At 63.4% G+C, this 14,431-nt stretch carries 16 protein-coding genes; 9 read left to right on the forward strand and 7 right to left on the reverse strand.

What is annotated here, in order from left to right; genetic code table 11:
* Position 1: 1 nt before the first annotated feature.
* On the reverse strand, positions 2-1,261 hold the full coding sequence (locus ACLIKD_RS05270; protein WP_428827455.1) for a hemolysin family protein: 1,260 nt from the start codon (positions 1,259-1,261) through the stop codon (positions 2-4).
* 518 nt (positions 1,262-1,779) lie between these two features.
* Between ACLIKD_RS05270 and ACLIKD_RS05275 the strand changes: the two genes are divergently transcribed.
* The 4 genes from ACLIKD_RS05275 to ACLIKD_RS05290 all read left to right on the forward strand — a co-directional run bounded on the left by ACLIKD_RS05275 (position 1,780) and on the right by ACLIKD_RS05290 (position 3,567).
* The gene (locus ACLIKD_RS05275) at positions 1,780-1,944 is read left to right on the forward strand and encodes a hypothetical protein (RefSeq protein ID WP_428827456.1); all 165 of its coding nucleotides are present in this window, start codon (positions 1,780-1,782) and stop codon (positions 1,942-1,944) included.
* Between the two features lie 75 nt (positions 1,945-2,019).
* Positions 2,020-2,622 (forward strand): PAAR domain-containing protein, encoded by a 603-nt coding sequence (locus ACLIKD_RS05280; RefSeq protein WP_428827457.1) that lies wholly within the window; start codon positions 2,020-2,022, stop codon positions 2,620-2,622.
* Positions 2,588-3,268, forward strand: a complete 681-nt coding sequence (locus ACLIKD_RS05285; protein ID WP_428827458.1) for a hypothetical protein — start codon at positions 2,588-2,590, stop codon at positions 3,266-3,268. The genes ACLIKD_RS05280 and ACLIKD_RS05285 overlap by 35 nt, the downstream gene beginning before the upstream one ends.
* Positions 3,265-3,567, forward strand: coding sequence for a hypothetical protein (locus tag ACLIKD_RS05290; protein ID WP_428827459.1), 303 nt, complete (start codon positions 3,265-3,267; stop codon positions 3,565-3,567). The genes ACLIKD_RS05285 and ACLIKD_RS05290 overlap by 4 nt, the downstream gene beginning before the upstream one ends.
* Positions 3,568-3,744: 177 nt before the next feature.
* Here ACLIKD_RS05290 and ACLIKD_RS05295 read toward each other — a convergent pair whose 3' ends face one another.
* Positions 3,745-6,300 carry a PAS domain S-box protein gene (locus ACLIKD_RS05295; RefSeq protein WP_428827460.1) on the reverse strand — a complete coding sequence of 852 codons (2,556 nt, stop codon included), beginning with the start codon at positions 6,298-6,300 and terminating at the stop codon, positions 3,745-3,747.
* 341 nt (positions 6,301-6,641) lie between these two features.
* Between ACLIKD_RS05295 and ACLIKD_RS05300 the strand changes: the two genes are divergently transcribed.
* Positions 6,642-7,169, forward strand: a complete 528-nt coding sequence (locus ACLIKD_RS05300; protein WP_428827461.1) for a hypothetical protein — start codon at positions 6,642-6,644, stop codon at positions 7,167-7,169.
* 19 nt (positions 7,170-7,188) lie between these two features.
* Here ACLIKD_RS05300 and pgl read toward each other — a convergent pair whose 3' ends face one another.
* The 5 genes from pgl to ACLIKD_RS05325 form a co-directional block, all read right to left on the reverse strand.
* Entirely contained in the window at positions 7,189-7,887 is a 699-nt protein-coding gene (gene pgl / locus ACLIKD_RS05305; protein ID WP_428827462.1) for a 6-phosphogluconolactonase, read from the reverse strand.
* On the reverse strand, positions 7,887-9,359 hold the full coding sequence (zwf, locus tag ACLIKD_RS05310; RefSeq protein WP_428827463.1) for a glucose-6-phosphate dehydrogenase: 1,473 nt from the start codon (positions 9,357-9,359) through the stop codon (positions 7,887-7,889). The genes pgl and zwf overlap by 1 nt, the downstream gene beginning before the upstream one ends.
* Complete coding sequence (gene gnd / locus ACLIKD_RS05315) at positions 9,356-10,795, reverse strand: decarboxylating NADP(+)-dependent phosphogluconate dehydrogenase (RefSeq protein WP_428827464.1); 1,440 nt, start codon at positions 10,793-10,795, stop codon at positions 9,356-9,358. The genes zwf and gnd overlap by 4 nt, the downstream gene beginning before the upstream one ends.
* A 183-nt stretch (positions 10,796-10,978) precedes the next feature.
* Positions 10,979-11,179, reverse strand: a complete 201-nt coding sequence (locus ACLIKD_RS05320) for a hypothetical protein (RefSeq protein WP_428827465.1) — start codon at positions 11,177-11,179, stop codon at positions 10,979-10,981.
* A gap of 101 nt (positions 11,180-11,280) precedes the next feature.
* A complete protein-coding gene (locus ACLIKD_RS05325; protein ID WP_428827466.1) occupies positions 11,281-11,739 on the reverse strand; it encodes a CHRD domain-containing protein in 459 nt (152 codons plus the stop codon).
* A gap of 200 nt (positions 11,740-11,939) precedes the next feature.
* On the opposite strand from ACLIKD_RS05325, the gene ACLIKD_RS05330 reads away from it, so the two are divergent.
* The 4 genes from ACLIKD_RS05330 to ACLIKD_RS05345 all read left to right on the forward strand — a co-directional run bounded on the left by ACLIKD_RS05330 (position 11,940) and on the right by ACLIKD_RS05345 (position 14,430).
* Positions 11,940-12,497: an NADPH-dependent FMN reductase gene (locus ACLIKD_RS05330; protein ID WP_428827467.1), complete on the forward strand. Its 558-nt coding sequence runs from the start codon at positions 11,940-11,942 to the stop codon at positions 12,495-12,497.
* Positions 12,498-12,520: 23 nt separating this feature from the next.
* A complete protein-coding gene (locus ACLIKD_RS05335) occupies positions 12,521-12,715 on the forward strand; it encodes a hypothetical protein (RefSeq protein WP_428827468.1) in 195 nt (64 codons plus the stop codon).
* An 85-nt stretch (positions 12,716-12,800) separates the two neighbouring features.
* A complete protein-coding gene (locus tag ACLIKD_RS05340; RefSeq protein WP_428827469.1) occupies positions 12,801-13,811 on the forward strand; it encodes an extracellular catalytic domain type 1 short-chain-length polyhydroxyalkanoate depolymerase in 1,011 nt (336 codons plus the stop codon).
* Between the two features lie 172 nt (positions 13,812-13,983).
* Complete coding sequence (locus tag ACLIKD_RS05345) at positions 13,984-14,430, forward strand: PRC-barrel domain-containing protein (RefSeq protein WP_428827470.1); 447 nt, start codon at positions 13,984-13,986, stop codon at positions 14,428-14,430.
* The last annotated feature ends 1 nt before the right edge of the window (position 14,431 follow it).

Genomic DNA, 14,431 nt, shown 5'->3' on the forward strand with positions numbered 1-14,431 from the left:
ATCAGGTCGGTGGCGAGTCGGGCAGCGCCGAGACCAGCACCTTGTCGACCCGGTTGCCATCCATGTCCATCACCTCGAAGCGCCAGCCCTCGGCGCTGAAGTGGTCGGCTGGCGATGGAATGCGGCCCAGGGTGTGCATGATGAAGCCGCCCAGCGTGTGAAAGCCGCGCTCGTCTTCGCCCGGCAGATCGTCGTCGATGTCGAGGACGGATTTCAGGCGCTCGACGCCGACGTCGCCATCGACTAGCCAGGAACCATCCTCGCGCTGCACCATGTCGCGATCCTCCGGCGCTTCGGGGACCGACAGCTCGCCGACGATCGACGCGAGAACGTCGGTCAGCGTGACCAGGCCTTGTACGTCGCCGTACTCATCGACGATCAAGGCGAACTGCAGGCGGGCGCCGCGGAAGTTTTCCAGCAGTTGTGTGGTGGTGACCGTTTCCGGCACGTAAAGCGGCGGATGCAGGACCGATTCGATGTCGCCCGTCGTGATGCAGTGGCCGGGTAGCGCTTTCTTCAGCAGATTGCCGGTTTGCAGGATGCCGAGGATGTTGTCCAGGCCGTCGCGGCAGACCACCAGCCGGGAGTATGTGGAGCCGACGATGCGTTGGCGGACGGTTTCCTCGTCTTCGTCGAGGTCGATCACGAACATTTCGCGACGCGGCGTCATGATCGCGGCGATCCGCTGTTCGTCGAGGCGCAGCACGTTGGAAACCAGTTCCTGCTCGCTCTCGTGAAAGACCCCGGCCTCGGCGCCCTGTTCCATCAGCACGTTGATTTCGTCGTTGGTGACCGGCTGTTCTTCCTTCGGGCGGGTGCCGAGGATGCGCAGGATGGCGGTACAGGAACCGGAGAGGATCACCACCAGCGGATGAGTAAGCCGGGCCAGCATGATCATCGGTCGGGCGATCAGCGAGGCGATGCCTTCCGGGGCGAGCATGGCCAGGCGTTTCGGCACCAGTTCGCCGACCACCACGGAAACGTAGGTCAGGCCGACCACGGTGATCGTCAAGGCGATGGTTCTGGCGTAGGGCGCGAGAATCGGCAGACCGGCCAACCATGCGGTCAGGGGATCGGCTACCGCGGCTTCGCCGATGGCGCCGCTGAGGATGCCGACCGAGGTGATGCCGACCTGGATGGTCGAAAAGAAACTGGCGGGTTCCTGATGCAGGGTGAGTGCCGCCTGGGCACCCAGGCTGCCGTCATCTGCCAGATTCTGCAGTCTGGACTTGCGGGACGAAACGACGGCGATCTCGGACATGGCAAATATGCCGTTAACCAGAATGAGGAGAAAAATCAGCGCTAGATCCATGCGAGAAGTCGCCCGTTACCGGACAGGTATGCGACTTCGGTGTTGAGATGCAGGGGATTGTAGCAGGCTGATAATGCCAACCCGGCAGGGCGGCATCTGCCGCGATCCGGCGATCGATCGGTCGGGTTCCGTGCTGCTATTTTTCGTGCGGCCGAGGTGCGGTACCGAGCGAAAAAAAGCCCGGAACGGGCTGGCCGTGCCGGGCGAAGTAAGGAGCATTCGTTTCAGGGGGGACGAATGCCTGTCGTCATGCTCTCTCCTTTCGCGATTTCGCTCTGTCTGATAGCGCACAAAGTAAGGGTTGCGCAGTCGTGCGGCCCGTCGGCCGATCAGCTCGCCAGTTGGCCGGCTCGGCGCGCCAGCGCCGTCCGGTCGCCACCGGTCCGCCGGGCTCTGGTCTGCGCTTTTTCGGCCCCACGTATCGATCTATGCTTTCGCAGTAATGCCGGCACTGGAAAAATATCCAAATGACATTTAAATTACAGGCCTTCACTGACGAGAACAAGCCGCAGGAGGCTGTCAACGTACAAGTCCGTGCAGTCTTGATCGAGAGGATCAAAGCCATGCTGTGGCGCAACGACTGGACGCAACTGCAGGTACGCCGAGGAAGAGCCGATCAAGGGCGTTCTTGATCGCAATTACGTTCTGAAGCAACCGAACGACGGTCAGCTGAATGATGAAATTGCCAATTAATTGAGGAGGTTCTGATGTCAAGACCTGTAATCGTTGTGGGTGACCGAACATCGCATGGCGGCGTGGTCATATCGGGATCTCCATTTTCCGACGTTGACGGGAAAGCGATTGCTCGCATCGGGGATAGGGTGACTTGTCCAAGGAAGGGGCATGGCAGCGTCACCACTATCGTTACGGGAGACGTGACCGACATCGTCGATGGCAGTCCGATCGCTCGACATGGAGACATGACAGCCTGTGGGGCGACCCTGATTTCAAGCCAGATGCTGACTTACGTCGACGAAGGGGACGGCAGCGGGCAGGGCGCTTCTTCGGCGTCGGCAGCAGTATCTGCAGCTGCTTCGTTTGCCGAGACAGTCGAGACCGACAACGAAGTAGATCATGCTTACGACTTGCAATTCCTTGTTCAAGGCGACAAAACTGGCAAGCCCATGGCGAATACGCCATACAAAATCACGCTGGATAATGGCCGAGAATTTACCGGAAAGACCGACAAGAACGGTCTGACCCAGAAGGTCAGTGCCGATTATCCAGCGCAAGCGACCCTAATCGCCCCTCATCATGACAACGAGACAAACGCCAATGGATACTGCGGAATCGACTCCTGCTGTTGCTGATATACCAGCAACAGATGCCCAGCTCGAGATTAGGGCAACCCTGACACCAACCAACGACACGGTCCCTGCGGTTGCACGAATTCCCGAGCGGGAATTAAGCGGCGCGGATTGGTGCGCCCGTTTTGCTGGCAGTAGCTCAACTGACGATCTGGATGGTGATTTCAAAACTGGCACTAAGTCATTTATCAGTGCGTTAAAGCAAGCTGGGGCGAGTGTCAGTATCGCTGCAACCTATCGACCGCCAGAGCGGGCCTATCTGATGCACTGGAGCTGGATGATTGCCAATGGTAAGACGGAGGCTGCCAATGTTCCGGCCAAAGCCGGGGTGAATATCAACTGGGATCATGGCAGCGCAGAAGCCTCGAAAGTAGCAGCTAAAGCGATGGTGGCAGAATACGGCATGAGCGGCCTAAAGGTCGCACCTGCGCTGAGCAGCAGGCACACTGAACGAAAGGCCATAGACATGACGATTAGCTGGAAGAAGGATTTGGTGATTGCAGGGGCAGACGGGAATGAGGTAACAATAAAAACCGAGCCACGCGGCGGCATGAATGAAGACTTGCATACTGTTGGCGCGGGCTACGGCGTAATCAAGTTTTGGAAGGGCGATGCTGATAAACCCCACTGGTCGACGGACGGGCGATGAATCTCCAAGTAGCGGTTTTTCTTTTTTGTCTAGTCATTTCCCTGTCATCGCGCGCCGATAGCAGCAGCCCGCCCGATGTGGAACGCTTCATTGATGTTGCCGACACCTGTTTGCACCTCGCGGGCGAGTGGGATAGTTCGCTTCCGAAGGCTCAGCAGCGGGATATTGAGCGCAAGGCAAACATGTATTGCACGCGAGCCAAGAAACAGTATCGAGCTCTGCTCGCCAAATACAAAGACATCCCAGAGATCGTCAAGCGCCTACATGACTTCGAGGATGTGAATTCCGTCAGCGATTAGTCAGCAGCCCGCAATGCATGGCGACAGGCCATAGCGGTCGCCGCACGTTTGCATCCAAGCTTTATGGCTGAGGGCGAGTCGTTGGAGACTGTGCTGGGGCTACTTGGCCATCCAGAACTGGACAACGCCTGTTGCTCGAAGCGTTCAACCCTCGCCTCGACGGTCTTATCTCGCCGATCAGTTCGCCCGCTGGCCGGCTCGGCGCGCCAGCGCCGTCCGGTCGCCACCGGCGCGCCGGGCCCTGGTCAGCGCCTTTTCGGCCCGCAGGAAGGCGTCGTCCGGCGATTGATCGGCGATATCCAGCGCCGCGATGCCGATACTGACGGTGATCGATACCTGCCGGTCGTCGATGATGATCGCCATGCCGGCGACTTTCTCGCGCAGACGCTCGGCAAATACCCGGGCCGCCGCAGCATCGGATTCCGGAAGCAGGACGGCGAATCTTTCGTGGTCGACGCGGGCGGCAAAATCGACCCGGCGCAATTCGTCGCGCAACAGCGCCGAGAACAGGCGCAGCGTCGCATCGCCGGCGAGATGGCCGAGGGCGTCGTGGATCGTCTGGAAATCATCGAGCTCGAGCAGCAGCGCTGCCGCCTCGCGGTCGATCCCGCGCATCAGTCGCGACTGCGCCTGCTCCATATGGATAAGGAAATGTGGCCGGGTGGCCAGCTCGGTCAGCGGATCGATGCTCGCCATGCGGCGCAACTCGGCCTCGATCTGCTTTTTGGCGGTGACATCCTCGAAGATCGCCAGGGCCGCGATGCGTCCTTCCCATTCGACGCTATTGACGTGCATCAGGCAGTCGATCACCTGTCCCGTCTTGCCGAGCAGCCGGATTTCGGAGCCGGGCGCGGTCTGGCCGCCCAGCGAATGCGTCTGGTGCGCCGTGCCGGCCCATTCGCGATCGGCCTCGTAAACCAGCGGCAGGAAAGATTTTCCCTGGCACTCGTCGGCCGGGTAGCCGAGCAATTCGATGCCTTTGGGGTTGATGTATTTCAGGATGCCGTCCTGCAGAATGGCAATGCTCAGCGGCATTTTCTCGATCAGGCGGCGGTATTGCTTCTCCGAATTTTTCAACGCCTGCTGGGTCTTGTAGCGTTCGGTGATGTCTCGCGCGAAGCCGACCGTGCCGATCGCTTCTCCCTCCAGGCTGACCGGTGACTTGTAGACCTCGAACCAGCGTTGCTCGCCGTCCATTTCGATCAGGTCGATCAGCGTCTTCCGCTCGCCCGACTGGAGAACGGCAAGATCGCCGGCCAGAGAGCGCTCGGCGAGTTCCTGGCTGGCGATATCGAAATCCGTTTTGCCGATCAGGGTATTCGCCGAGGGCCAGCCGAAACTGCTTGCCAGTGCGCTGTTGACCGCAAGAAACCGACCGCCCGGATCCTTCAGCCAGACCATGAAGGGGAAATTGTCGACGACGGCGCGCAGATACTGTTCGCGTACGCGCAAGGCCTTTTCCGCGTGCTTGGCGGCCGAGATGTCAATGACCACCATGCGGCATTCCTCGCCGTTTTCATCGGGCACGGCTTCGATCTTGACGCTCGCCTCGGGCCGGTAAATGTTGGCCGAGAGCACAAATTCGCCGACCGTTTTGTCTTTGGCCGCGAAGACGCGTTCGAAAAAAAGATTGAAAGCCGGCAAGTCGGCAGGGGTGACATGGGTGTCGAAGCGATAGCGCCCTTTTTGCGATCCCTTGACCCCGAGAAGGATGGAGCCGGCGAGATTGAGGTCGGCAATGATGCCGTCCCGGTTGAGCGTGAAATAGCTGAGCGGGGCGAAATCGTAGATGTCGGCATAGCGCTCAAGCAAGGCGTCGGCCTCGTCATAGGCGTGGCGGAGTTCTTCGTTGTGCATCTCCAGTTCGATCTGGTTGACGCGCAGTTCATGCACCAGTTGCGCGTTGTCCCAGGCTGTTTTCGAGTCTTCCGGCAAAGCCTGCAGCAAACGTGCCTCGGCCCGCTTGCGCAAGGTTTCCGGATTCGACCTGAGGCGGCTGGTGAAATGCTGCTGGGTAGTCGGCAACTGAAAAAGACGGTCGTATTCCGACTTGACCGCGGCGTAGCATTCGCAGGCCAGTGCCTCCAGGCCTGCGCGGTCGATGATCTCGATCAGGCCCCGGCAGTACTGGATCGCCCCGGCGCTCTGCAATTTTCCGGCGGCATCGGTTACCGCTTCGCGGCGCACGCCGAGCATGCCGGCGATCAGTTCCTGTGTCATATTCAACTGATTGCCCGGCATGCGGTCGAGACACAGCAACAGCCAGCGGCACAGGCGCTGGACCACGGTATGGTGGCGATTGCAGACGACGCTCTGTGCCATCTGGGTCATCAGCGCCTGGGTATAGCGCAAGGCGAGGTGCTGCAGGTCGCCGCCCTGGTCGAGCTCCCAGCGCATCACCTCGATTTTCAGACGGTAAGCGCTGCCCGAACATCGGCATATCGCGCTGTGCGTCGTGCTGTAACCGCCGAGGACCAGCGGGGTGCCAACGAAACCGTCGTTGCCGGTGACCGCCAGTTCGGACGAGGCGCCCTTGCTGGTGGTCAGCATCAGGGAAACGATGGCGCTGGTTGGAAAATACACATGCCCGGTGCTGTCGCCGGAGGCGAAGAGCGTCTGGCCGAGTTTCAGTGAAACGAGTTCGAGGTCGTCCTGCAGCCGGGCATAGTCGTTCGGCGTCAGGGCCGCCAGGATGCGGTTTTGCTGTGGGTTTGGCGTCAGTTCATCCGGCATCTATTTCCCTTGCGGTAAATGGTTTCTGCCTGATCGGCGTGCTATCCGATCTCGGCCATGCATATAGCATGGCGCGCAACGACCGGCCCGGTATGTGCGGCATCAAACATAGTTCGATGTATTAATGGTGGAGACGGAAACCCACCGGATTCAAAACGTTGGACAGTGCATCGTTAAAAAAGTTTATTCATTGTGAATATTTTTTCGCCGGCCGTGCGAGATGCACGGCGCTCCCGGCATGGCGCCTCCGGTTGGGTGCGGTGACGCACAGACCGCTGGTGATCGGGTGACTAGCCTGAGGTTTCATCCGTCGCGGACGGATCATCCCAAGGAGAATGAACATGGATGAATATCGCCACCACGTATCGGGTTTTTTTGCCCACCGGGCCGAAGCGGAAGGCGCGCTGGCCAGCATCGTCGCGCGCGGTTTGCCACGCCAGCAGTTGCAGCTTTTCGACGCCGACTCCGGGCCGGAAGTCACCAAGCCGAAAGGCGAGAGCAATGAGGTACTGACCAATGTCCTGGTCGATGGCGCCATCGGCACAGCCGTCGGCACGGGGGTCGGTGCCCTGGCGCAACTGGCATTGGTCGCGGCCAACGTCAGCCTCTTTATCGCCAGCCCGTTGATCGCACCGCTCGTCATGCTCGGCTGGGGAGCCAGTCTGGGGGCTTTCGTCGGCGCCGCCGCCGGGGCCCAAACCGGTATCGAACACAAGGATGGCTGGCTTTCCGACCTGGTTCGCGACGCCATCGCCAGCGGTCAGGTGGTATTGGTCGTGCAGACCCGGAGCGAGCAAGAGACGGCGATTGCCCGCGAGATCATCGGGGCGGCGGTCGGCGAATCAAAGGACACGGTCGCCGCAACCTGAGTCCGGGCGGCCGCGTTTTTCAGATCAGCGATGTCGCAAGGCCGGCCGAGTGGCTGGCCGGGGCATCGAGCAACAAACAGGCATGGCTGCTTGTCGCGCGGGCGATGGGCAGTTGTTCGCCTTGCTGCCAGGCGGCCACGGCCGCTGCTTTTTCGGCGCCGCTGACCAGTACCAGCTGCTGGCGGCCGGCCCCCAGGGTGTGAAAATTGAGGCTGACGCGCTCGGCCGGCGGTTTCGGCGCATCGTGCACCGCAATCACCGCGGCGCTGTCGTCTGCGGCGCCGGGAAACAGGCCGGCGGTATGCCCGTCCTCGCCCATCCCGAGCAGTACCAGATCGAGCGGCTGGCGGTCGCCGATCAGCCGGGCATAGATCGCCGCCGCCGCGGCGCCGCCGCGTTCGGCCGGAATCGGGTGAATCTGCCCGGGCGGAATCGGCACTTCGGCCAGCCAGGCGCGTTGGGCCTGGTCGGAGTTTCTCTGCGGATGGTCGGCCGGCAGGCAGCGTTCGTCGCCCCAGTAAATTTCCCAGGCGGCCCACTGCTGCCGGGTCGTTGCCAGCCGTTGATAGGTCCGGTTCGGCGTGTTGCCGCCGGCCAGCACCAGGCGAAAGACGCCGCGCTGCCGGATGGCCTCCTGCGCCGCGTCGCCGATCAGTCGGCAGGCCGTTGTCGCCAGCGCTTCGGGATCGGCGAGGATGCGGGTATCGACCGGTAGCATCACGCTTCGCCGTCGGCCTTGCCGTTGCAGCCGAGGCTCTGCCGCCATTCCTGATCGGCCCGGCCGAAGATCTGCCCGGCCGCCTTCGGCCCCCAGCTGCCCACCGGGTATTGCAGCGGCGGCTGCTCGTCGTCGGCCCAGGCGCGCATCACCGGATCGACGACATTCCAGGCCGCCTTGACTTCGTCGTAGCGCAGGAACAGCGAGCGGTTGCCTTCGATGACATCGAGCAGCAAATCCTCGTAGGCATCGGCCTTGCGCTCGCCGGGATTGCCGACGGTGGCGTCCATGACGATCTGGCGGGTGCGCGTTTCGGTGCCCGGCACTTTGGCGGAAATTTCAATCTGCACGACGTCGTCCGGCTGGATGCCGATCAGCAACCAGTTGGGATGGACGCTGGCCGCACCGGTGCCTTGAAAGAGCTGCATCGGCGGTTCGCGGAAACGGACGGCGACCATCGACCGGCGCTCCTTCAGGCACTTGCCGGTGCGCAGGTAGAAGGGCACGTCGCGCCAGCGCCAGTTGTCGATATAGAGCTTGAGCGCCGCGTAGGTTTCGGTATGGCTGCCCGGGGTGATGCCGGCTTCCTGGTGGTAGCCGGCGTACTGGGCGCGCACCGCGTGGCTGGCCAGTTGCGTCACATCCACCGGGCGGATCGAGCGCAGCACCTTGACCTTTTCATCGCGCAGCGACTCGGCTTCGAGTGATACCGGCGGTTCCATCGCCAGCAGGGCGAGCACCTGCAGCAGGTGGCTCTGGATCATGTCGCGCGTCGCCCCGCCGTGCCGGTCGTAATAGCTGGCGCGCCCGTCGACGCCGACGGTTTCGGCGTGGGTGATCTGCACATGGTCGATGTAATGGCGGTTCCACAGCGGCTCCAGGATCATGTTGGCGAAGCGCAGCACCAGCAGGTTCTGCACCGACTCCTTGCCGACGTAATGATCGATCCGGTAAATCTGCTCCTCGCCGAGATGCGTATTCAGTTCGTGCTGCAGGTCGCGGGCCGATTGCAGGTCGTGGCCGAAGGGCTTTTCGACGACCATCCGGCGCCAGCCGTTATCTTCGACGAGCAGGCCGGCGGCGGCCAGCCCGACGGTCACCGGAGCATACAGTTCGGGACTGACCGAGAGGTAGAAGATGACGTTGCGGGCGCATTCGCCGCTCCCCACCCAGCCGGCCAGCGTCTGGTAGAAGGCGGCATCCTGCAGGCTGCCGGGCAGGTAGTCGAGGCGCTCGATGAACTCGTCCAGACAGTTTGGCGCAACGCTGGCGGTTGTCGCCAGCAACTGCCGCACGGCGTCGCGCCAGCCGGCGCGGTCATGCGGCGTCCGGCCACAGCCGAGGATCTTGACGTCGGGCGCCAGATAGCCGAGGCAGTGCAGCTGGTAGAGCGCCGGCAGCAATTTGACCGTCGCCAGATTGCCGGTCGCCCCGAAAATCACGTAGGCATGCGACTCGGTGGTGCAGCTCATGGCAGCTTCTCCTCGACGCCGTCGCCCTGCCAGCGGGTATGGAAGTTTTCCGAACCGTCACGGTCGGTGCGCTGGTAGGAGTGGGCGCCAAAGAAGTCGCGCTGCGCCTGCAGGATGTTGGCCGAGCCGTTGGCGCAGCGATAACCATCGTAGAAGGCGAGGGCCGAGGCCAGCGCCGGGGCGGCGACGCCGCTGCCGACGGCGAGCATCACGGCCTGCCGCCAGCCGGGTTCGACGGCCTTGATCTCAGCGACGAAAAACGGGTCCTGCAGCAGGCTGGGCGGCACCGGCTGGCGCGCGAAACTGGTCTTGATGTCGTCGAGAAAGCGGCTGCGGATGATGCAGCCGGCGCGCCAGAGTTGCGCGATGTCGCCGTAGGGCAGCACCCAGTCCTCGGCTTCGGCGGCGGCCTGGAGCAGCATGAAGCCCTGGGTGTAGGAAACCAGCTTGGCCGCATACAGCGCGTCGTGTAGCGCCGCCAGGCTGGCGGTGCGAACCGCTTCCGGGAGCCTCGCCGGGGGGCTGCCGAGCAGGGCCGCGGCGGCGACCCGTTCGGCCTTGCGGGCCGACAGCATCCGGGCATGCACGGCCTCGCCGATCAGGGTCAGCGGTACGGCGTGGTCGAGGGCGTCCTGCGCTGTCCAGACGCCGGTGCCTTTCTGCCCGGCCCGGTCGAGGATATGGTCGACCAGCGGGCTGCCGTCGCGATCGCGCTGGCGCAGGATGTGGCTGGTGATTTCGATCAGGTAGGACTCGAGGCGGCCGGCGTTCCACTCGGCAAAGGTGTCGGCCATCGCCGCATGGCTCATGCCGAGGGCGTGTTGCATCAGGTGGCAGACCTCGGCGATCAGCTGCATGTCGCCGTATTCGATGCCGTTATGGACCATCTTGACGTAATGGCCTGCCCCGCCGTCGCCCAGCCACTGGCAGCAAGGCACGCCATCGACCGCCGCGGCAATCGCCTGGAACATCGGGCGGATGGTCGGCCAGGCTGCCGCCGCGCCGCCCGGCATCAGCGACGGACCATGGCGGGCGCCGGCCTCGCCGCCGGAAACGCCCATGCCGACGAAATGAATGCCTTTGCCGGCCAGCTCGCGGCACCGGCGCTGGCTGTCGCGGTAATTGGAGTTGCCGCCGTCGATCACGATGTCGCCCGGTTCGAGCAGCGGCTGCAGTTGCCCGATCACCGCCTCGACCGCCCGCCCGGCGGTGACCATCAGCAGGATGATGCGCGGCCTGGCCAGCTGGCTGACCAGTTGTTGCGGGCTGTCGGCCGCCGCGATCGCCCGTCCGGCGCCGTGAGCGGCGACGAATTCGCTGGTGACGGCCGTCGTGCGGTTGTAAACGCTGAGCCGGAAGCCCTTGTCGCTGAGATTGAGCGCGAGATTTACGCCCATCACGCCAAGGCCGATGATGCCAATATCTGCTGTGCTCATGCCTGTCTCCGCCATTGAAGGCCGGCCTTGCAACCGGGAATGGTGATTATGGCCGGTTCAGCCGCCGTCGGTGAATGAAGCGGGTGGCGCGCAAAAAGCCGCCCCGCGCTGTTGGAAACCCCTTGGCCGACAGGGTTCCAAATTTGCCGGACGGCGTGGCCCCGGCCAACCGGGGGTGGTGTTTCAGTAGCGCTCGGGGTTGTTCGGGCGCCGGTCCTGACGATCCGGCACGCCATCGCGGTCGTGGTCGCGATCCCGATCGCCGCGATGTGGCGGGCCATCCCGGTCGCCACGGCGCTCGCCGTCGCGGTAGGGGCCATCATAGACAACGCAGCCGGTGAGCAGCGTGGCGACGGCGATCAGTAGTACGGCAAGTTTTTTCATGTCATGTCCTTGGCAATAAAAGCAATGGAAGGAAATACCCTTGGCCTGGCAACGTGGCCGGGGCAATCGGTTAGGTTCATGGGTTTTCTCCTGACGACAAGTCAGTTGGCCAGCCGCATCGGCTTGCCGAGTAACTGCGCCCGGATTTCCCCATCCGGGTATTTGGCGCTATGCACATTCACGTAAAGCTTGCCGGCTGTGTAGCTGGCGTACTGCGCTTCCGTCAGCTTGGCGCCGGCCGGCACGGCATAGCTGTCGTTCGGCGCGGGCAGCAGCGTGATGATCGGCGGCCCGTTCTTTCCGACGGCGGCCTCGTGGATATGGGCCATGGTCGGGACCATGCCGGAAATCTTGACGCTGCCATTCACGCTACGGTCGGGTAGCACCGTAATCTGGCTGGATCCCGTCGCCGTAGTACTGACCGGCGGTACCTCGGCACTGCCATTCAACGGAATCGCTATCGACGGTTCCGCGTGAAGACTGGCCGAGGCGATAAGCAGCAGGGCAAACTGGGCCGCGCGAACGAGCGGGCGCCGGCGGGAATGTGACGGGTTGAGCATGGCTATCTCCTTGGCTATCAATGGGCATGGCCGCTATGGCTTGGTCGGTGGACCATGCGAATCCCTACGTTGCGCCGAGCGCCGGCGCAATACAGTTCGCTGGCGCACACAGATCGCCGTTTTATCAATGTGCGCTGGCGCACAGCGGCCGAGCGCGGGGGCAGGCATCCTTGGCTGACTTGAACAAGGAGCCAGCGAACATGAGCGAGATAAAAATTCTGGGGATCGTCGGCAGTCTGCGCAAGAACTCGTACAACCGCTTCGCCCTCAAGGCCGCGCATGAACTGCTGCCCGAGGGCGCCATGCTCGGCCTGGTCGAACTGCATGGCATTCCGATTTATGACCAGGGCACCGAACTGACCCCACCGCCGGCCGTCGTCGAGTTCCGCCGGCGCATCCTGTCGGCCGACGCCATCCTGTTCGCCACTCCCGAATACAACTACTCGGTCCCGGGTTGTCTGAAGAACGCCATCGACTGGGCGTCGCGGCCCTATGGCGAAAGCGCCTGGGTGGGCAAGCCGGCGGCCGTGATGGGCGTTTCGATCGGCAGTCTGGGAACGGCGCGGGCGCAATACCATCTGCGACAAATCCTCGTCGCGCTGAACATGCCGACCGTCAATCAGCCGGAAGTGATGATCGGCAATGCCGAACGGCGCTTTACCGAAGATGGCAAGCTGACCGATGAGCCGACCCGGAAACAGATCCAGAAGCTCCTGCTGGCGCTGACCGCGCTGGTCAAAAGCAGTCGTGCCGACTGAGCTTTAACGGGGAGGAACGATCCATGACAAAAGAAGAAACCACGCCGCGCCGCCAGCCGGTCATGCGCGGGGCGCAGGAAGCCGGCTGTTGCTGCTGGCGGCCGATCATTCCCCCGGCAGTTGATACAGCGCCGGAAAACCCCAGCAGCGCCACCGATCCGCTCGCTACGCCGGCTGCCGCTGGCGAGATGCCGACCCCGTCCGGGGATCGGCACTGACGCGCCGGCCGGTTCGGGCTTTCGCGGCTGACGGCCGGGCGCTGAAGCCCGCGCAATCCGGCGCGGCAGCGGCAGGTACTCGCCAATGAGAAAACGCTTGCGCGCTTCGCCGTGGGCGAAGATTTTCCAGCGCAGCCTGGCGACGGCTACCCGTAGTGCCACCAAATCCGGTGTGCGGGTGCTCAAGCAGGCGCTCAAGCATACCGTCGTCGCCAAGAGCAAGCCGCCCACCGGGGATGGCAGCTGGAGTCTCGGCCTGGCGCTGGGCGCCAGCGGGGCACGCCGTTTCCGCCTTTATCGGCCGCCCGGCGTCAAGTTTGGCGAGCGGTTGCCGCTGATCGTCATGCTGCATGGCTGCGGGCAGGATGCCAATGCCTTTGCGACGAGCACGCGGATGAACGGCCTTGCCCGGCGCGAGCGATTTCTCGTCCTCTACCCGGAACAGGATCGTCTGGCCAACGGTCAGGGCTGCTGGAACTGGTTCGACACGACATCCGGTCGGGCCTATGGCGAAGCGGCGCTGATCATGCAGGCCATCGATCAGGTCTGCCTGCTCCATCCGGTCGACAGTACGCGTATCGCAATCGCCGGGTTGTCGGCGGGGGCCAGCATGGCCGCCTTGCTGGTCACCCGGCATCCCGATCGCTTCAAGGCGGTGGTCATGCATTCGGGCATTCCGCCGGGGACCGCCCATTCGCCGCTGTCGGCGCTGGGGGCGATGCACGGCCACCGGGCGACGCGGCCGCTCGCCGCCACCCCGCTGACCATGGCGATTTCCTGGCCGCCGCTGCTGGTCATCCACGGCGATGCAGATGCGGTGGTCTCGCTGCACAACGGCCTGGCCGCGGTGCAGGCCTGGGCCGCCGCGGCTGGCGCGCGGAGCGGCGAAGCGCGCACGGTGCAGCGCGGCCAGCGCTACCCGATGGTGGTAACCGACTACAAGCGCCGGGGCCGATTGGTCGCCACGCTGGTCGCCGTCAGCCGACTGGGCCATGCCTGGAGCGGCGGCGCCGCCAGTCAGCCGTACAGCGACGGGCAGGGACCGGATGCCTCGCGCATGGTCTGGGCCTTCGCGGCCCGGCAATTCGCCGCTTGAGTCGCGGCCGCCGGCGACCGGTCGGCGCCGCTCGCTTGGCCGATCGCCGCTTGCCCGGCTCTGTGGCCTGTCGAACAGACCATGCCGCGAGGGGCGGCTAGTCTCGATCAACGGTGAGCAGCCCACGGCACGCCGCCCGCACGATTCCCGATTACCTCGACCGGAGACACTGATGAACTATGAAGAACGCGATCTGTACGGCATCTACAAGGCGACAACGGACAATGCTTCCGGGCCGGATACCAGCCATGGCCCCGGCCCCTATCTGATGGGCGCCAATACGCTCGTCGGCAACGATGTTTACAACAAGGCCGGCGAGGATCTCGGCGAGATCAAGGAGATCATGCTCGATATGCGCGGCAACGGCCAGGTAAGCTATGCCGTGCTGTCGTTCGGCGGCTTCATGGGCGTCGGCGAGAAGTTTTTTGCCGTGCCGTGGCAGGCGCTGACGCTCGATACCGAGAACAAGCGCTTCGTCCTTGACGTGACCAAGGAGCAACTTGACAGTGCGCCCGGCTTCGACAAGAACAAGTGGCCGGATATGGCCGACCCGACCTGGGCGGCCGGTATTCATGCCTATTACCGGACGACGCCGGGCCAAACGCCGGCCATTCTCTGAG

The organism is Azonexus sp. IMCC34842, from assembly GCF_050368855.1.
Taxonomy (GTDB): domain Bacteria; phylum Pseudomonadota; class Gammaproteobacteria; order Burkholderiales; family Rhodocyclaceae; genus Azonexus; species Azonexus denitrificans_A.